The organism is Duganella aquatilis (assembly GCF_009674565.1).
Lineage (GTDB): Bacteria > Pseudomonadota > Gammaproteobacteria > Burkholderiales > Burkholderiaceae_D > Rugamonas > Rugamonas aquatilis.
In genome coordinates this window covers 94,159-112,721 of sequence record NZ_WKJL01000019.1, presented here as the reverse complement: position 1 = coordinate 112,721, position 18,563 = coordinate 94,159, and the positions used below count along the sequence as shown (strand labels likewise).

Annotated in this window: 15 protein-coding genes and 1 pseudogene; 7 read left to right on the top strand and 9 right to left on the bottom strand. The window is 65.2% G+C overall.

Annotation, left to right across the window (positions count from 1 at the left end; translation table 11 throughout):
- The 4 genes and pseudogenes from GJ698_RS30535 to GJ698_RS22360 form a co-directional block, all read left to right on the top strand.
- Positions 1–910 (top strand): annotated as a pseudogene (locus GJ698_RS30535) (DNA polymerase III subunit gamma/tau); the annotation flags it as partial.
- A 36-nt stretch (positions 911–946) separates the two neighbouring features.
- Positions 947–1,273 (top strand): YbaB/EbfC family nucleoid-associated protein, encoded by a 327-nt coding sequence (locus tag GJ698_RS22370; protein WP_154360074.1) that lies wholly within the window; start codon positions 947–949, stop codon positions 1,271–1,273.
- 6 nt (positions 1,274–1,279) lie between these two features.
- Positions 1,280–1,870, top strand: a complete 591-nt coding sequence (recR, locus tag GJ698_RS22365; protein ID WP_154360073.1) for a recombination mediator RecR — start codon at positions 1,280–1,282, stop codon at positions 1,868–1,870.
- The gene (locus GJ698_RS22360) at positions 1,867–3,084 is read left to right on the top strand and encodes a CaiB/BaiF CoA transferase family protein (protein WP_154360072.1); all 1,218 of its coding nucleotides are present in this window, start codon (positions 1,867–1,869) and stop codon (positions 3,082–3,084) included. The genes recR and GJ698_RS22360 overlap by 4 nt, the downstream gene beginning before the upstream one ends.
- Positions 3,085–3,086: 2 nt before the next feature.
- On the opposite strand, the gene GJ698_RS22355 is transcribed toward GJ698_RS22360, so the two are convergent.
- The 3 genes from GJ698_RS22355 to GJ698_RS22345 all read right to left on the bottom strand — a co-directional run bounded on the left by GJ698_RS22355 (position 3,087) and on the right by GJ698_RS22345 (position 8,648).
- Complete coding sequence (locus GJ698_RS22355; protein WP_154360071.1) at positions 3,087–3,395, bottom strand: hypothetical protein; 309 nt, start codon at positions 3,393–3,395, stop codon at positions 3,087–3,089.
- 298 nt (positions 3,396–3,693) lie between these two features.
- Positions 3,694–5,832, bottom strand: a complete 2,139-nt coding sequence (locus GJ698_RS22350; protein ID WP_154360070.1) for a putative bifunctional diguanylate cyclase/phosphodiesterase — start codon at positions 5,830–5,832, stop codon at positions 3,694–3,696.
- A gap of 2 nt (positions 5,833–5,834) precedes the next feature.
- Entirely contained in the window at positions 5,835–8,648 is a 2,814-nt protein-coding gene (locus GJ698_RS22345) for a hybrid sensor histidine kinase/response regulator (RefSeq protein WP_154360069.1), read from the bottom strand.
- A gap of 116 nt (positions 8,649–8,764) precedes the next feature.
- Here GJ698_RS22345 and GJ698_RS22340 point away from each other — a divergent pair, with 116 nt between their 5' ends.
- The gene (locus GJ698_RS22340; protein ID WP_229260118.1) at positions 8,765–9,985 is read left to right on the top strand and encodes a glycosyltransferase; all 1,221 of its coding nucleotides are present in this window, start codon (positions 8,765–8,767) and stop codon (positions 9,983–9,985) included.
- A 127-nt stretch (positions 9,986–10,112) separates the two neighbouring features.
- Here GJ698_RS22340 and GJ698_RS22335 read toward each other — a convergent pair whose 3' ends face one another.
- The 6 genes from GJ698_RS22335 to GJ698_RS22310 form a co-directional block, all read right to left on the bottom strand.
- Complete coding sequence (locus GJ698_RS22335; RefSeq protein WP_154360067.1) at positions 10,113–11,033, bottom strand: PEP-CTERM sorting domain-containing protein; 921 nt, start codon at positions 11,031–11,033, stop codon at positions 10,113–10,115.
- Positions 11,034–11,175: 142 nt separating this feature from the next.
- Complete coding sequence (locus GJ698_RS22330) at positions 11,176–11,850, bottom strand: acyltransferase (RefSeq protein WP_154360066.1); 675 nt, start codon at positions 11,848–11,850, stop codon at positions 11,176–11,178.
- Positions 11,850–12,947: a nitroreductase family protein gene (locus GJ698_RS22325; protein WP_154360065.1), complete on the bottom strand. Its 1,098-nt coding sequence runs from the start codon at positions 12,945–12,947 to the stop codon at positions 11,850–11,852. The genes GJ698_RS22330 and GJ698_RS22325 overlap by 1 nt, the downstream gene beginning before the upstream one ends.
- Entirely contained in the window at positions 12,944–13,813 is an 870-nt protein-coding gene (locus GJ698_RS22320; RefSeq protein WP_154360064.1) for a ThiF family adenylyltransferase, read from the bottom strand. The genes GJ698_RS22325 and GJ698_RS22320 overlap by 4 nt, the downstream gene beginning before the upstream one ends.
- Before the next feature lie 91 nt (positions 13,814–13,904).
- Positions 13,905–14,105: a YbdD/YjiX family protein gene (locus GJ698_RS22315; protein ID WP_154360081.1), complete on the bottom strand. Its 201-nt coding sequence runs from the start codon at positions 14,103–14,105 to the stop codon at positions 13,905–13,907.
- A complete protein-coding gene (locus GJ698_RS22310) occupies positions 14,105–16,180 on the bottom strand; it encodes a carbon starvation CstA family protein (protein WP_154360063.1) in 2,076 nt (691 codons plus the stop codon). Before GJ698_RS22310 ends, GJ698_RS22315 begins: the two co-directional genes overlap by 1 nt.
- Before the next feature lie 255 nt (positions 16,181–16,435).
- On the opposite strand from GJ698_RS22310, the gene GJ698_RS22305 reads away from it, so the two are divergent.
- Both GJ698_RS22305 and GJ698_RS22300 read left to right on the top strand, forming a co-directional pair.
- A complete protein-coding gene (locus GJ698_RS22305) occupies positions 16,436–17,806 on the top strand; it encodes a cache domain-containing protein (RefSeq protein ID WP_154360062.1) in 1,371 nt (456 codons plus the stop codon).
- Positions 17,803–18,420 (top strand): response regulator, encoded by a 618-nt coding sequence (locus GJ698_RS22300; RefSeq protein WP_154360061.1) that lies wholly within the window; start codon positions 17,803–17,805, stop codon positions 18,418–18,420. The genes GJ698_RS22305 and GJ698_RS22300 overlap by 4 nt, the downstream gene beginning before the upstream one ends.
- Positions 18,421–18,563: the final 143 nt, after the last annotated feature.

The following is an 18,563-nucleotide window of genomic DNA, read 5'->3' as shown; positions in this document are numbered from 1 at the left end:
TGCCGCACCTGCACAATCCGGCGCAGCACCTGCTATCGCGCCGCCGATGCAGCCGGGCGCCGTCACCGCGCCAGCCGCGCCGGCACCGCAAGCACCCGCCGCCGCCTACACGCCGCCAGCCGCGCTAAGCGCGCAGATGGCCGCGGCGCCGGCACGTCCAGCGCCGTGGGAAGACATGCCGCCAGCCGCTGACGGTGGCGCCGCTATCCTGGAAGCGCCAGTCCGCGCCGCGCCGCCACAGACCGCACCGCAGTACGCGGCCCCGCAAGCCAAACCGCAAGCCGCCGCCGACGAAGACGACCTGCCACCGTGGGTCACCGAATTTTCCGACGACAGCGCGGTCGCCGCGTCGACCTCGTCGCATCCTTACGCCCCGGCGCCGGCACAGCAGACGGCGCCAGGCCAGCCCGACGACCCGCACGCCATCGCCATGCCCGCCCGCGCCGCAGCGGCGCCGGCCAAGGCGCCATACGAATACGTCGTCACGCCAGTGCCTGAACTGAACTGGGACGGCAACTGGCCCGCCGTGGCCGCCGCACTGCCGCTGCGCGGCACCGCCCAGCAACTGGCGATGCAGGCCGAAATGGCCAGCTGCACCTTCGAAGGCAATGCCGTGGTGTTCACCCTGCGCGTGCCGATCGAAACCTGGCGTACGCCCGGCAACATCGAAAAACTGACCACCGTGCTGGCCGAACGCTTCGGCCGTCCGGTGCGCGTGGACAGCGAACTGGGCGCCGTCTGGTATACCGCCAGCGCCGAGGCCCAGGCCTACCGCGAAGCCTGCCAGCGCGCGGCCGAAGAAACCATCGCCAACGATCCCTTTGTGAACAGCATGATCCGCGAACTGGACGCCTGGGTAGTCCCAAGCTCCATCGTGCCGCCGCAGTCCAGCGCGGCCGCGGCTGCCTGATCCTCTCTTTAACTTATACACTCGGAGAACTCCACCATGATGAAGAACCAACTCGCCGGCCTGATGAAACAAGCCCAGGCCATGCAGGACAACATGAAGAAGGCGCAGGAAGCGCTGGCGCTGATCGAAGTCGAAGGCCAATCCGGCGCCGGCCTGGTCAAGGTTGTGATGACCTGCAAGAACGATGTCAAACGCGTCTCGATCGACCCGTCGTTGCTGGCTGACGACAAGGACATGCTGGAAGACCTGGTCGCCGCCGCCTTCAACGACGCCGTGCGCAAGGCCGAAGCCACCGCCGCCGAAAAAATGGGCGGCCTGACCTCCGGCATGAACCTGCCGGCTGGCTTCAAGATGCCTTTCTAAGGCGCCATGTCGAAGTCGCTGGAGTTCCTGACGGAAGCGCTGCGCCGCTTGCCCGGCGTCGGCCCCAAGTCGGCCCAGCGGATGGCGTTTCACCTGCTGCAGCATGACCGCGAAGGCGCGGACATGCTGTCGCGCGCCTTGCACCAGGCGGTCAGCGCCGTGCATCACTGCGCGCTGTGCAATACCTTCACCGAAGAAGACGTCTGCGACACGTGCAGCGACGAGCAGCGCGACCGCCGCCTGCTGTGCGTGGTCGAGACGCCTGCCGATCAGCTGATGATCGAGCAGACCCTGACCTACAAGGGCCTGTACTTCGTGCTGATGGGCCGGCTGTCGCCGCTGGACGGCATCGGTCCGAAAGACATCCATCTGGAAAAACTGGTGGCGCGCGCCGCCGATGGGCTGGTCAACGAAGTGGTGCTGGCCACCAATTTCACCAACGAAGGCGAGGCCACTGCCCACTACATCAGCGAGATGCTGAAGGCGCGCGGTTTGCGCGTCAGCCGTCTGGCGCGTGGCGTGCCGGTCGGTGGCGAACTCGAATACGTCGATGCGGGCACCATCGCCCGCGCCATGCTGGATCGCAGAGCGACATGACCACTCAAAACACTTCCGGTCCATTGGCCGGCATCAAGGTACTGGAACTGGGCACGCTGATAGCGGGCCCTTTTTGTGCGCGCATGCTGGCCGAGTTCGGCGCGGAGGTGATCAAGGTCGAGTCGCCCGATGGCGGCGATCCGATCCGCAAGTGGCGGGTGCTGAAGGATGGCACCTCGCTGTGGTGGTCGGTGCAGTCGCGTAACAAGAAATCCCTGACGCTGAACATGAAGCACGCGCAGGGCCGCGAGATCGCGCGCAAGCTGGCGCTGGAAGCTGACATCATTATCGAGAACTACCGTCCCGGCGTGCTGGAGAAGTGGGAGCTTGGCTACGAGCAGCTGAAGGCGCTCGATCCGTCGACCATCATGGTGCGCCTGTCCGGCTTCGGCCAGACCGGGCCGATGAAGGATTTGCCGGGCTTCGGCGCCATCGGCGAATCGATGGGCGGCTTGCGCTATGTGTCCGGCCATGCGGACCGGCCGCCGGTGCGGGTGGGCGTGTCGATCGGCGACTCGGTCGCGGCGCTGCATGGCGTGATCGGCGCCATGATGGCCTTGCGCCAGCGCGACGCCACCGGCGGCAAGCGCAAGGGCGAAGGCCAGATGGTCGATGTGGCCTTGTACGAATCCGTGTTCAACCTGATGGAATCGCTGGTGCCGGAGTTCGATCACGCGGGCGTGGTGCGCGAGCGCACCGGCGGTTCGCTGCCCGGCATCGTGCCGTCCAACACCTACACCACCAGCGATGGCGAGAACATCGTCATCGCCGGCAATGGCGACGCGATCTTCAAGCGGCTGGTGCTGGCGATGGGGCGAATTGACATGGCCGGCAATCCCGAGCTGGAGCGCAACGATGGCCGCGTCAGGCACACGCAGATGATAGATGACGCGATCCAGGCCTGGTGCGACACGCAGACCATCGACAGCGCGCTGGCGGTACTGAAGGCGGCCGATGTCCCGGCCGGCAAAATCTACTCGGTGCGCGACATGATGACCGATCCGCAGTTCCTGGCGCGCGACATGTTCGAGCAACACCAGTTCGCCGACGGCACGCCGGTCAAGCTGCCGGCGATCTCGCCGAAACTGTCGGCCACGCCGGGCCACACCAGGTGGCTGGGCCCAACGCTGGGCCAGCACAACGATGAAGTCCTGCAATCCCTCGGCTACAGCGCTGAAGCCATCGCCGCGATGAAGCAGGATGGTGTGTTGTAACGCTAGTCCGGTATTGCGGACAGGCGTTGTTTGCGCCTGACTGCAAGAGCGATCAAAGCATCAAGATCACCTGCGAATTGTATGATTTCGGGCGTTGCCGCGGAATTGCTGACGATGCCTAATTCCTCCGAAAGTGCCGGCAGCTGTCCGGGCGCCCAATCGACCTCTTCGAAGTAATCCTCAATGCGAAGTAGTTGAGTCAACTTAAGTTGTTCCGCCAAGGCGATCAGTACATCATGCTGGCGCCATTCCAACGAGACGATGTCCGCTGCGGTTTCGTCCTCGGTTAAAACTGCAAAGTCGAGTGCCATGATGGCTCCTATGGGAACCCCGGAAACATATTGACGAGGTTGCCGTTAAGTCGTGTGATGACGGTAACAATCGAAGTCGGCTTTCTGCTGCGGCGATCTATGCCTACGTCGTGACCAGCGTCGAAGATGCGCACCAGATGTTTTCGCGTCATCCTCACGGGGTGTTGCCTGGATGCGTGGTTGATCAAATGGACCAGATCCTCGCTTGCGTTAAATCTACTCTTGTTTGCGTGCGTTGGCGATTGCTTGGCGGTATGGTATTTGAGGATGTGGTTCCAGCCGCGCCTGGTGATGCGTATCATGTCAGGGCCAGCGCGGATTGGCTGGCCAGCATTTGCGGGATAGTTTCAGGAGGAGAGGGATGGCCGAGGTGGTAGCCCTGGACCAGGTCGCAGCCGTATTGTTCCAGCATGACCAGTTGTGCGGAGGTTTCCACGCCTTCGGCCACCACCGCCATCTTCAGTCCGTGCGCCATGGCGATGATGGCGCGGGTGATGGCGGCGTTTTCCGAATCCAGCGGCAGGCCGCTGATGAAGCTCTTGTCGATCTTTAGCGCCCGCACGTCGAAGCGCTTCAGGTAGTTCATCGACGAGTAGCCCGTGCCGAAATCGTCGATCGACAGGTGTACGCCGATGCTGCGCAACTGCTCCAGCGTGACCATGGTGGCGCGCGCGTCGTCCATCAGCGTGCCTTCGGTCAGCTCCAGTTCCAGCAGCTCGGCCGGCAGGCCGGTGTCGTGCAGCGCCGAGATCACGCTCTGCGTCAGGTTGTCGTCCTTGAACTGCTTGGCCGACAGATTGACCGCCACCCGCACCGGCGGCTTGCCTGCCGTCTGCCAGGTGGTCGCGTGCTGGCAGGCGGTGCGCAGCACCCATTCGCCGATCGGCACGATGAGGCCGGTTTCCTCCGCCAACGGAATGAATTCGGTCGGCGAGATCACGCCACGCTCGGGATGACGCCAGCGCACCAGCGCCTCGAAACCGACGATCCGCGCGCTGGCGACGTCGATCTGCGGCTGGTACAGCAGGTACAGCTCATCGTTCTGCAAAGCCTTGCGCAGGCCGACTTCCAGCTTGACGTGGCTCATGATCTGCATCGTCAGCGAGGAACTGTACAGCTTGGCGTTGTTCTTGCCGCAGTTCTTGGCGTGGTACATGGCGGTGTCGGCGTATTTCAGCAACGAGCTGCAGTCCTCGCCGTCTTCCGGATACAGCGAGATGCCGATGCTGGCGGTGACGAAGATTTCGTGCGCATCCAGCAGGAAGGGGCGACGCATCGCTTCCTTCACGCGATGCGCCACGTTGAGCGCGTTTTCCACCCGCTCCAGGTCCGGTATCAGGATCGTGAATTCGTCGCCGCCCAGCCGCGCCAGATTGGTGTTGGCTTCGGTGCGCGACACCAGGTCGCCCGGCCGGGTGGTTTCGCGCAGGCGCTCCGAGACCGCCTTCAGCAGATGATCGCCCACATCGTGCCCCAGCGTATCGTTGATGCGCTTGAATGCGTCCAGGTCCATGAACAGCACCGCGAACTTCTTGCTGGCCTTGCGCGAACGCACCAGCTCGGCCTCCAGCGTTTCCAGGAAGGCCTGGCGGTTCGGAATGCCGGTCAGCGAATCGCAATACGCCAGCCGGCGGATCTGTTCCTCGTTGCGCTTGCGCTCGCTGATGTCGCGCACCAGGCCCAGCACCTCGTCCGGACCGGTGGCCACCAGCCGCGCCTCGAAATGCCGCACCGGCAGCGGCGCCGGATGCTCGCCCTGGCGTGCGCGCGGCGCCGGACCGGGCAGCGGCAGTTCATAGTCCAGCGAGCGGATGTGTTGCGTCTCCAGCACCGTGTGCACCTGCTCCATCATGTGGTCGGCGATGTCCGGCGGCAGCACCTGGCTCAGATGCCGTCCCACGCAGCGGTCGCTGGAGAACACGCTGCTGGCCTCGTGGCCCTGTTCGTAATCGAGGTAGTAGCCTTCCTTGTTCATGCGGAAGAAGGTGTCCGGAATCGCCGCCAGCACCGCGCGGTGCTGGGCGTCGGCGATGCGCAGGCGGCTGATGGCGTCGCTGGCGCGCAGCACGTACAGCACGCGGTGGCCGAGGATAGGCCAGTTGATCGGCTTGGAGACGAAATCGGTGGCGCCCGCCTCGTAGGCGCGCGTCACGGATTCCAGCTCGTCGCCGCCGGTGACCATGATGATGGGCACGCTGACCTGCGCTTCCAGCCGGCGGATTTCGCGGCACACGGCAAAGCCGTCCATGCCGGGCATCTCGACATCGAGCAGCACCAGGTCCGGCGCCACGCGCTGGTAGCAGGCGAGCGCCTTGACGCCGTCCTCGGCTTCGATGGCGTCGAGGCCGACCTGGGCCAGCATTTCCAGCATCAGCAGGCGCATCGTGGGATCGTCGTCGGCAACCAGGACCAGGCCGCGTTTGGGAGAGGTGGACATGATCAGCTTTCCTTTTCCAGCAGTGCTCCCAACGCCTGCCGCGCGGCCTGGAAAGATTGTTCCATGTCAGCCAGCAGCGGTGCGGCGCCGGCGGTGGTGTCGTTGCGTCCCAGCTGTTCCAGTTCCTTGCAGCGCTGCGCCAGCGCGTCCGCGCCGACATTGGCGCTGCTGGACTTCAGGCTGTGCGCGGCCTTGCACAGCTGGGCGGCGTTGTTGCCGGCGATGGCCAGCCGTATCGCCTGCAGGTAATTCGGCGTGTCGCGCAGGAAGGCCTGCAGCACCCTTTCCAGCAGCGCGTCGCCATTGGCCGGGTTGAGAGCGCGGATATTGTCCAGCGCCTGCATGTTGATGGTTTCATCGTCACGCCGCGGTGTGGCGGGCGGCGGCGCCGCCACGCGCGGCAGGCTGATCCAGCGTGACAGGGTTTGCCCCAGCGCCTGCTGCGTGAAGGGCTTGCTCAGGTAATCGTCCATGCCGGCCGCCAGGCAGGATTCGCGGTCGCCTTGCAGCGCATTGGCGGTGATGGCGATGATGGGCAGGCTGCGCGCGCGGCCGCGCTGCTGTTCGTGGCGGCGGATTTCAGTGGTGGCGGCGAATCCGTCCATCACCGGCATCTGGCAATCCATCAGGATCAGGTCGAAGTCGTCGGCCTGCACCGAGTGCAGCGCTTCCTCGCCGTTGCCGGCGCGGCTGACATCCAGGCCCAGGCCTTCCAGCATTGCGCTGGCGACTTCGACGTTGACGGGATTGTCCTCCGCCAGCAGCACCTTGCGCCGCTTGCGCTGGCGTGAGGGCAGGCCGGTGCTGAGCGCGCTGACCGGTGGCGCGGTCTGCGCGACCGCGACGGGGACGGTGAGCGGCGCCGCAGCCGGCCGTGTTTCGCGGCCACGCAGCGGGGTGGCGATGGCGTCGAACAGGTCGCACTCGCGCGGCGGCTTAATCAGCTGGAAGGCGACGCCGGCTGCGCGCCGCTGCACGCCGTCGGCGGCGTTGCGTTCGGTACTCAGCAGCACCAGGCGCGGCGGCGCCAGCGTGGTGTCGGCGCGGATGGCGGCGGCCAACGCCAGGCCCGAGGTGCGCGGCTGTTCCATGTCGAGCAGCACCACGTCGAAGGCGTGGCCGTTGGCCGCCGCCTGCCGCAGCACCGGCAGGGTGTCGGTGGCGCCGGCGTAGGCGCAGCTGATGCGCCAGGCCGCCAGTTGCCGCTCCAGCGTGGCGCGGCTGGCGGGATGTTGATCGACAATCAAAGCGCGGATTCCCTGTGTTGCGTTGGATGGATCGTCGATATCGACGCGGCGTTTGTCGAAATTTACGGCAAACCAGAAGATGGAGCCTTGAGTTAGCGCATGTTCGACGCCTATCGTGCCGCCCATCAGCTCCACCAGCTGTTTCGAGATCGCCAGTCCCAGCCCGGTGCCGCCGTGCTTGCGGGTGGTGGTGCCGTCGGCCTGCGAGAACGAATCGAAGATGCGCGCGCGCGCTTCGGCCGAGACGCCGATGCCGGTGTCGTGCACCTCGAAGCGCAGGCCGACCGATTGCGCATCCTCGCGCGCCACCACCACCTTGACGGTGATCTGGCCGGCGTCGGTGAACTTGATGGCGTTGCCGAGCAGGTTGAAGATCACCTGGCGCAGCCGGTTGGGATCGCCACAGACGCCAAGTGGAATGTTGTGGGCGATGTCCAGCTCCAGCCGCAGTCCCTTGGCGTGGGCTTGCGGCGAGAACACGTTGTCGATGTCGTCCAGCAGGTCGCGGAAATTGAAATGGATGTATTCCACCGTCAGCTTGCCGGCCTCGATCTTGGAGAAGTCGAGGATGTCGTTGATGATCACCAGCAGGTGCTCGCCGGAGCGCTTGACCATGCTGGTGTAATGGCGCTGCTGTTCGCTCAGGCGCGTGGCCAGCAGCAGTTCCGTCATGCCCAGCACGCCGTTCATCGGCGTGCGGATCTCGTGGCTCATGGTGGCGAGGAAGGCGCTCTTGGCCTGGCTGGCGGCCTCGGCGGCGTTCTTGGCTTTTTCCAGCTGCTCGGTGCGCACGCTGACCTGGCGTTCCAGCTGGTCGCGGTACTCGGCCAAGGCGGCGTCGCGGCCTTCGACCTGCGCCAGCATGTCGTTGAAGCTGTCGATCAGCGCGCCCAGTTCGTCGCTGCGCTGGTGGACGATGCGCGGTGTGGCGTGGCCGCGGCTGACCTGCTGCGCCGCCGCGATCAGCTGACTGACGGGCTCGGCGATGCTGCCCTTGAAGCGCGCCGCCGTCAGCAACGCCATCATGAATGACAGCGCGGCAGCGGCAATGGCGGCGCCAAGGTTTTTCAGGATGTCCAGCCACATGCGCAGTTGCGAAGTTTCCACCATCACCACGCCGATGGCGTCATCGCCCTGGCGCAGCACGCGGTAGGCGCGCATGGCGGGCGCCCACGGCGGCCCGCTGCGCTCGGTGACGATGTCGGCGCTGATGGCCGGTGCGCTCAGTTCGTCCTGTCCCACCTGGCCCTGTGGCAGGCGCGGCGCGGTGTAGCGCGCCAGCAGCTTGCCGGCGCTGTCGTAGAGCGCTGCCTGCAGGATGTCCTGTTCGACCGCCAGCGTGGCCAGCGTCTGGCTTGCCTGGCGGCGGTCGGCGTACAGCAGCGCGGTCTTGCTGTTGCTGCCGATGACGCCGGCCAGCGAAGACAGCTGCTGGCGCGCATCCTCGCTGTGGCTGAGCACCGAGGTGGCGGCAAACGCGACAAACACCAGCAATAGCGCGCTGCCGGTGGACAACACGGACATGATCGTGAGCTTCTGGCTCAGACCGGAGCGTTCAAAGTTGAACATTGCATTCTCCCATCCGTTGATTCCAATAAGAAAAATATATGGATCAGGCAGGCTCGACATTGATTTTTGTCTAAGAGCGCACGTTTGCGCTGGCTCAAACGACGGTCGATTAAACGTTGCAAGCTGCTAGCATGGAACGCAAAAAAATCTTGTTCGTGGCCGAGGCGGTGACGCTGGCGCATGTCGGCCGGCCGCTGGCGCTGGCGCAAATGCTGGACCGGCAACAGTACGATGTGCACTTCGCTTGCGCGCCGGGGTTCGACATGTTTTTCAAGGGCAGCGAGGTTACCCGTTGGACCTTGAACAGCATCTCCAGCGCGCGCTTCCTGGCGGCGCTGGCCGCAGGCAAGCCGGTGTATGACGCCACGACCTTGTCGCAATACGTGGTGGACGATTTGCGGCTGTTGCAGGCGCTGAAGCCGGATGTGGTGATTGGCGATTTCCGCCTGTCGCTGTCGGTCAGCGCGCGGGTGGCGCAGGTGCCGTATGTGGGCTTGATCAACGCCTACTGGAGCCCATACGTGGCGCAGCGTTACCGGGTGCCGGCGATCGCGCTGTCACGGGTGTTGCCGATTGCGCTGGCCGACACGCTGTTCAACCTGGTGCGGCCGCTGGCGTTTGCCTTGCACAGCCGGCCGTTGAACCGCGTGCGGCAGGCGTATCAGCTGCCGTCGCTGGGGCGTGATTTGCGACGCATCTACACCGATGCGGATTACGTGTTGTATTCGGACATTCGGGAAATGTTTCCGGCGCATGAGTTGCCGCTGTCGCATTCCTATCTTGGTCCGGTGACGTGGTCGCCGCCGACGGAGTTGCCCTCGTGGTGGGACAGCTTGCCCGTTGCGCGGGATATGGTCTACGTCACGCTGGGCAGTTCAGGGCAGGGGGCTTTGCTGCCAAAGGTGCTGCAAGCGCTGGCGCCGTTGCCGCTGACGGTGATTGCCGCTAGTGCCGGCAATGTGGATCCCGGGCTGTTGCCGGACAATGCGAGGGTGGCCAGCTATCTGCCGGGAGAGCAGGCGGCGCAGCGGTCGCGGTTGGTGATCTGTAATGGCGGCAGTCCGACCAGTCAGCAGGCGCTGGCGGCTGGGGTGCCGGTGTTGGGCATCGCGGGTAATCTGGACCAGTATTTGAACATGGACGGCGTGGTGAGGGCCGGAGCTGGGGTGCTGCTGCGGTCGGATCGGCTGTCGGAAGAAGGCTTGCGTGTGGCGGCGCTGCAATTGCTGTCGCGCCCCGAACCCCGCGCCGTCGCAGGCCGGATAGCGCAGCAGTTTCAGCGCTACGACGCGGGGGCGCGGCTGGCGTATCTGCTGGCCCAGATAGCAGGGCCTTGAAGCTGACGGCACCCCTGCAACCCGCACACCGCTGCGGCCAGGGGCGGACCCCGTACGGGGTCCGACCCTTTCGTCAGGGGTGAAAAAAAAGCGGACCGGGTGGTCCGCCATTAAACCGCTGATGCGGTCAGGACTGCACCTTGCGGCGCGTGCCCAGCGCCAGACCCGCAAAGCCCAATCCGATCAGTGCCAGCGTGGCAGGCTCCGGAATGGTGGCGAAGCTCTGCGACGAGTCCACCTTCAGGAATGGCACGGTGGTGGGCGTGGAACCGTCCCACATCATGGTTGGGGTGAAGAACGACGGCACATTGGTGGTGCCGGTAAATTTGTCGATGAAGATCGAACCGGTCACCACATCCAGATACAGCGGGTCCACATAGTCGATCATGAAACGCGAATCGAACGAGCCGGTACCGACCGCGCCGGATGCGCTGAAGCTTGCCTCGTTGAACACCAGATGGCCCGACAGGATCAGGATACCGTCACCATCCACGCCGCCGGCGCCGCAACCGGCCGAGGTCACGCCTTCGCCGTAGCAGCGCACGGTGTTGGCGCCGTTGCCGGGCACGGCTTTGCTGCCGTCCGTGATGTTATCCAGATAGATGGCCATGTTCTGCACGCCGGCGTGCAGCGGATCGACGTCCATCGCAGCCGACTGGGTAGGCGGCAGGCCGAAGTTGACGGTGGTAGCAGTTTGCGCGGTCACCAGCTCCTGGAAGCGCACCACTTTGCTGATTTCAAAGGTGGTGTTGAGTCCAGCCGGCGTCACGATGGCCGGGATGTTGCTGTTGGACATAGTGCCGACCACCATCTGCGAGCGCAGTTCGGTCAGGTAAGGCGCGCCGGCGCCGGGGCCGACGATGTTGCCGGGGATGAAGCCCGTCGCCAGGCCGGTATCGGTGACGTTGGTCCACAGGTCAGCGTAGGTGCTATAGGTACCGGTGCCGGTAGGGTCCAGGCCCAGCGTAGGGCCGGCGCTGGCGGTCAGCGGCGCCGTCAGCGCGGCTGCCAGCATGGCGACGGCCAGCGCGGGTTGGTAGGTTTTCATGTGTGCTCCTCGAAAAGGGCCACGGGGATCGAGGCCGTATCGCTTCAAGAGCAAAACCCTTGCCAGTGCTGGTGTATGCTGTGAAATCAAGCACTTGCAAACGACGTAGACGCGATGGCGCCGGCAAGTGTAAAAAAATCCGTCAGGCCTGGCCGGGCGCGGCCTTGAGCCGGCGCGCCGGGATGCCGCCCCAGATTTCGCCAGCGGCAATCTGCGTATCCTTGGTGACCACCGCGCCGGTCGAGACGATGGCGTTGTCGCCGATCCGCACGCCGGCCATCACCACTGCCTTGGCGCCGATGGTGACGGTGTTGCCGATGCGGACCGCCTTCAGTTCCAGCTTCGGCCCTTCGATCACGTGCGCGAAAATCACCGCGTCGTGGCCGATGATGGTGTTGGCGCCGATGTGCGTCAGCGGCGGGTCGAGCAGCGCGCCGGCGCTGTAGGTGTTGGCGCCCAGCCTGGCGCCCAGCGCCAGATAGATCAGCCGCTGGATCGGCACCGGTATGAAGTGGGTGCGGATCAGCGAATTGAACAGCAGCAGGTAGAACAGGATGTTGACGTTGGCCGCCAGCTCGTGACGCGAGTGCTCGGCCACCTGGCCTTCACGCAGCGGCAGCGCCAGCAGGAACAAGCGGTAGACCAGGAACGCATACACGTAGATCAGCACGACAGCGGCTAGCACCAGTGTCACGCCGCGAAAATCGCCCAGCGGCAGGCGGTCGACCACCAGCGCGGTGGTGCCGATGGCCAGCAACAGGATCAGCATCAGCAGCCACAGGAACACCGCCACCTGGCAGAACTTGATGGCGCGCATCAGCGGCCTCCGCTGCCCTGTACCAGCAGCTCGCGCAGCGGACGCCGCAAGGAGCGCGCCGACGCCGGCTCGCCGGCGCCGATGCGGCCCATGAATACCGCCGCCTCCCAGTCCTGCTGGCCGACCAGCGCCGCGCCCTGGCGCGCCAGTTCCGCCGCGCGCGCCTGCATGCCCGGCGTGCTGGAGAACACGCGGCCTTCGCGCACGTAGCGCGAGAAGATCAGCGGCGTCATTTCCGGCTGCATCTGCAAGCCGAGCGACGTCGCGGTCAGCCAGAAGCGCTGCATGGCGCGGCCGGCGGCAACGTAGTCGTCGGTGCGCTGCGGCTTGGGCGACGCGGTCAGCACGAAATGCGCGGCGCAGGCCAGCGACGGGATCAGGTCCATCTGCAGGCGCGGCGCCAGCGTGCCGGCCAGCCAGGTGTTGAAGAAATGCACGCGGCTCCAGTCCTGCATCACCCAGCGCATCAGCCTGGTGGTCATGCCGTCGGCGCCCAGCGCCTGGTCGGGGATGCGGTCCTCGCTGTAGCGGGCGTTCCACTCGATGATGGACTTGTGCACGCGGTGCGCTTCCGGCATGGTCAGGCGCAGCTTGGCGTTGCGGAACATCAGCCGCGCGGCGGCCATGCGCCGGCTGCCTTCCAGCCAGCGGACCTGGTAGCCTTCCGGCAGCGCGGCGGCCAGCGTGGCTTTTTCCACCACGGTCAGCGGCCGGCGGCTGAGGGCGCGGCGCTGCACCGCGCGCGGCAGAATGGCGTCGGCCAGCGGATCGGCTTCCATGCCCGGCGTGGGCAGGAATTCGATGCTGAAGGTGGGGCGGTTGTCGGGCGTGTCGGTGTGGCGGATGCTGCGCAGCGCCAGGCCGAAGGTGCTGGCGGCGATGGCCATGGTTTCCAGCAGCGCGCCAAGCGAGATCTGGCTGGGGTGGCCATCGAGGTCGTAGACGCAGTGGTCGCGCGTGTCGTGGCCGTGCACCACCAGCCGGCGCTCGTCGAGGATTTCGAAGCGCCACGGTTGCGTGTTGTCGCCGCTGGGCGCCCAGCGCGCCAGTTCGAGGATGTGTTCCAGCGTCGTGTCCAGTTGCTGCATCGTATTCATCTGTTCTCTCCTGGCCGGCGCCGCTTGGCCAGCATCATCGCCAGCCGTTGCAGCGGATGGCGGTTGCCGCCGGGACGCCAGGTGCGCACCAGCTTGTTACGAAAGGCGTCGAACTGGTAGCCGCGCGGGGCTGCCAGCACGTCGCCGCGTTGCAGCAGGATCTTCAGCGCCTCGGTGGCGGCCGCGCCCGCGCACAGCTCGCAGCCCATGATGGTAGACGGGCCGCGCTGTTCCTGCAAATTGATGGCCGACGGATCGACCAGGTAGCCGCCGTGCAGCCCGGCCGGCGCCAGACCGACCAGGAAGCGCAGGGCTTTTTCCATGTCCGGCTTGTCGCCCCAGCCGAAATACTCCTCGAACGTCATGCGGCCGGGCAGGAAGTTCATCACGGCCGTGCCCATGCCCAGCGGCGCCGCCGTCACCGCCGGAATGGCGAGCCGGGCGCAGGCGGCAAAAGTGGCCTGCCGCGCGCCGAAGGCAAAGAAATCCAGGCCGTCGACGTACAAGTCTACACCGTTGAAAAACTGGGCCAGGTTGTCCTGGCTGACGCCGTTGGGGAAGCGCACCAGCTTGAGGTCCGGATTGATGTCCAGCGCCATCTCGGCCAATACATCGACCTTGGGCTGGCCCAGCGACGACATGGTGGCGCCCACCTGGCGGTTGAAGTTGGCGATGTCGAAGGTGTCGAAATCGGCGATGTGGAAGGAGCCGATGCCCAGCCGCGCCAGCGTCAGCAAATGCACGCCGCCGACGCCGCCCATGCCGGCGATGGCAATGCGTTTGGTGCGCAGCGTCGCCTGCTCGGCGGGCGTGACCCAGCCGATGTTGCGCGCAAAAGCCTGTTGGTAGTTGAATTGATGTGTCATGCGTCTCCCGTTTTATGGGGTTGGACGCATGGGCACGTTAAAAGTTCCGCCGGGACGAAAAAAAAGCCGGCTCACTGGGAGCCGGCTTTCATCAGCAGCAACCGCCGCGTTTGCCTGCGCCGCCGTAGCGGGCTTCCTGGCGTTCGCGGAAGAATTCCTCGTACGTCATGTACGGCTCGCCCGGATGGGTGGTTTCGCGGTGCGTGACGTAGACGTCGTAGTCAGGCAGGCCCATCATCAGGCGCATGCTTTGCCCGAGGTAGCGGCCGGCCTTGGCGATTTCGCCCAGCATCATTGCACCTTGGCGGTGGACAGGATCAGCGGGCTCTCGTTGGCCGTCGGCTTGCTGTTGGCGCGCGCCGCCATCACGGTGCGGGCGCCGAAGATCAGCACGCTCAGCACGACGATCACGAAGAAGCCGGCCAGCGAGGCATCCAGGTAGTCATTGAAGATCACCTGCTGCATCTGCGCGATCGACTTGGCCGGGGCCAGGATCTTGCCTTCGTCCAGCGCTGCCTGGTACTTGGCGGCGTGGGCCAGGAAGCCGACCTTCGGATTGGCGTCGAAGATCTTCTGCCAGCCGGCGGTCAGCGTGCACAGCAGCAGCCAGATGGTCGGCACGATGGTGACCCAGGCGTACTGGCCGCGCTTCATCTTGAACAGCACACAGGTGCCGAGGATCAGCGCGATCGCGGCCAGCATCTGGTTGGCGATGCCGAACAGCGGCCACAGCGTGTTGATGCCGCCCAGCGGATCGACCACGCCCTGGTACAGGAAGTAGCCCCAGGCCGCCACGCACAGGCCGGTGGCGATCAGGTTGGCGAAGGTGTTCTCGGTTTTCTTCATGGCCGGCACGAAGGCGCCCAGCAGATCCTGCAGCATGAAGCGGCCGGCGCGGGTGCCGGCATCAACGGCGGTGAGGATGAACAGCGCCTCGAACAGGATGGCGAAGTGGTACCAGAAGGCCATCATCTCGCGGCCGCCCAGCACGCCGGACAGGATGTGGGCCATGCCCACCGCCAGCGTCGGCGCGCCGCCGGCGCGCGAAATGATGCTGTGCTCGCCAACATCCTTGGCGGTCTGCACCAGCATTTCCGGCGTGATGAAGAAGCCCATCTGCGAGACCGCATGCGCGGCGGACTCGGCCGTGGTGCCCAGCAGCGCGGCCGGCGAGTTCATGGCGAAGTAGACGCCCGGATCAATGGTCGAAGCGGCCACCAGCGCCATGATGGCGACAAACGATTCCATCAGCATCGCGCCGTAGCCGATGAAGCGGGCGTGGGTTTCGTTCTCGATCATCTTCGGCGTGGTGCCGGACGAAATCAGCGCGTGGAAGCCGGACACGGCGCCGCAGGCGATGGTGATGAACAGGAAGGGGAACAGCGAACCCGACCACACCGGACCGGTGCCGTCGATGAACTTGGTGAAGGCCGGCATCTGCAGATGCGGCGCCACCACCAGGATGCCCAGCGCCAGGCCGACGATGGTGCCGATCTTCAGGAAGGTCGACAGGTAGTCGCGCGGCGCCAGCAGCAGCCATACCGGCAGCACCGAGGCGACGAAGCCGTAGCCGATCAGCATCCAGGTCAGCTCGGTGCCGGTGAAGGTGAACATCGGCGCCAGCGCCGGATTTTCCTGCACATATTGGCCGCCGAAGATGGCGCCCATCAGCAGGATGAAGCCGATGATCGACACTTCGCCGATGCGGCCGACGCGGATGAAGCGGGTGTACACGCCCATGAACAGCGCGATTGGAATCGTCGCCATCACGGTGAAGCTGCCCCATGGCGAGCCGGTCAGGGCTTTCACCACGATCAGCGCCAGCACCGCCAGGATGATGACCATGATCATGAAGGTGCCCAGCAGCGCGATGTTGCCGGGAATCGGGCCCAGTTCGGACTTGATCAGGTCGCCCAGCGAGCGGCCGTCGCGGCGCATCGAAATGAACAGCACGATGAAGTCCTGCACGGCGCCGGCGAAGACCACGCCGGCCAGGATCCACAGCATGCCGGGCAGGTAGCCCATCTGCGCGGCCAGCACCGGGCCGACCAGCGGGCCGGCGCCGGCGATCGCGGCGAAGTGGTGGCCGAACAGCACGTACTTATTGGTCGGCACGTGGTCGAGGCCATCGTTGAGTTTGTTGGCCGGCGTCATGCGGCGGGCGTCGAGGCCCAGCACTTTATCGGCGATGTACAGGCTGTAGAAACGGTAGGCGATCAAATAGACGCAGACCGCGGCGATGACGATCCAGATCGCGCTGATCGATTCGCCGCGGTGCAGGGCGACCACGCCCAGCGCCGACGCGCCGGCCAAGGCCAGCGCAGCCCAGCCGAGCTTGCTGGCCAGGGTGTTCGGTAAGGTGTTCATGCTTCCTCCAAGGTTCTCTTTTTTACCTCCGGGGTCAGGTCCCCCATTTCTACACGGTCTCTGCCGTAGCGCGCTACGGCAGAGACCGTGTAGAAATGGGGGACCTGACCCCGGAGTTGCTTATGATCAGTATTCAGGATTGTGATATCAGCCGCAAGCGCAGCACTACGCACGGTTTGTGCGTACAACTACGTAGGGTGGCGGGCGCGCGGCAGCGTAAAATCGCGGCTACAAGAAGAGAGGGAGGCGCGGCGTATGAAGTTGCGGCAAAAAGTGATTTTCCTGGCCATCACGCCGCTGATCCTGGCGCTGTGCGCGATCGCGCTGGCGGTCCGGCACCAGTCCGTGTTGCTGGCCCAGCAGCAGCGCGACACCATCCAGCACGCTTACCTGAGCAGCAAGGAAGCCGAACTGAAGCACTACGTGGCGCTGGCCTCGCATTCGATTTCGCACCTGTACGAATCCGGCCGCGACGACGAGGCCACGCGTCAGGAGGCGATGCGCATCCTGGCGTCGCTGAGCTACGGCGACGACGGCTATTTCTTCCTGTACGACATGCAGGGCAACACGCTGATGCATCCGCGCCAGCCGGAGCTGGTCGGCCAGAACCTGTTCGGGCTGCGCGACGAGAACGGCCAGCTGACCATCCAGAACCTGATCCAGCGCGCCCGCGCCGGCGGCGGACTGGAACGGTATATGTGGGTCAAGCCATCGACGCATAAGCCGGTGGCCAAGCTGGGCTACGTGATCGCCATGCCGAAGTGGGGCTGGATGATGGGCACCGGCATCTATCTCGACGACGTCGACCAGGCGCTGGCGCAGATCGACGTTCAGCAGTCCGGCAACATCCACAACACCATGCTGTGGATCGCCGGCATCGCGATTGCCGCCGCCGTGGCCGTGGCCAGCTCCGGCCTGGCGCTCAACATCAGCGAACTGCGCGTGGCCGACGCCAAGCTCAAGGTGCTGGCCCAGCGCGTGGTGGAGTCGCAGGAAGAGGAGCGGGCGCGGCTGTCGCGCGACCTGCATGACGGCATCAGCCAGTGGCTGGTGTCGATCAAGCTGCAGATCGAGGCCGGCATGATCCGGCTGTCGTCGGGCAAGCCGGCGCAGCAGCAGGCGGCGCAGGCGGTGTTCGAGCACGCCGCCGACCAGCTCAGCAACGTGATGGCCGAGGTGCGCCGCATCTCGCACAACCTGCGGCCGGCCATCCTGGACGACATCGGCCTGGCCGCCGCCCTCCACCATCTGGGGCAGGAGTACACCCATAGCAGCGGCACTCCGGTACACTTCGAAGCATCGGGCTGCACCGACGCCTTGCCGGACGTCGCCAACACCGTGCTGTTCCGGCTGGCGCAGGAGGCGCTGACGAATATCGAGCGCCACGCCGGCGCCAGCCGCATCGACATCATGCTGGCCGGCGAGGCGCTCGGCGTCACGCTGCGCATCCGCGACGACGGCCATGGCTTCGACGCCGAGGGCATCGCCCTGCATCCGCAGCGCGGCATCGGCTTGCGCAACATGATGGAGCGGATGGATGCCATCGGCGGCCGTTTCGAGATCCGCTCCTCGACCGACGGGACCGTGGTAACGGCCTATGCCGCCAACAACAGTGAAATGCTATGACGAATACAATCAAAATCCTGCTGGTCGACGACCACCCCCTGGTGCGCGACGGCCTGCGCGCACGGCTGGAAGCCATGCCGCAATTTGAAGTGGTGGCCGAGGCCGGCGGCGCGGCCGAAGCGCTGGAACAAGCCGCGCGCCACCCGGTCGACCTGGTGCTGATGGACATTAATATGCGCGGCGCCAACGGCATCGAGGCCACGGCCCAGTTCAAGCAGGCTTTTCCGCAGATCGCCGTGCTGATCCTGTCGATGCACGACAAGCTGGAATATGTATCGCAGGCGATCCAGGCCGGCGCGCGCGGCTACGTGCTCAAGGACGCGCCCGGCAAGGACATCGTGGTGGCCATCGAAACCGTGATGTCCGGCGGCATCTATTACAGCGCCGCGCTGGCCCGCCAGCTGGCGCAGCCGCAGAACCAGGACAACCAGCTGACCTCGCGCGAGCACGAGGTGCTGCGCCACATCGCTCACGGCGAGTCGAACAAGCAGATCGCCCGCGCGCTGGACCTCAGCGTGCGCACGGTGGAAACCCACCGCCTCAACATCAAGCGCAAGCTTGGCATCGAAGGGCAGGCCGAGCTGATCCGCTTCGCGGTGCAAAACGCCCAGTAAAGTGTGGGGAAAAGCCGACGGCGTCAGTCGATAGTATTGAGCAAGTTTCAATAGAACGTGTTTCTACAGCAATATCTGATATATTTCTGCACCAGTCGCTGAAATATTGCTATTGTGTAAAATATTACGTTTGGCGCGCCAGA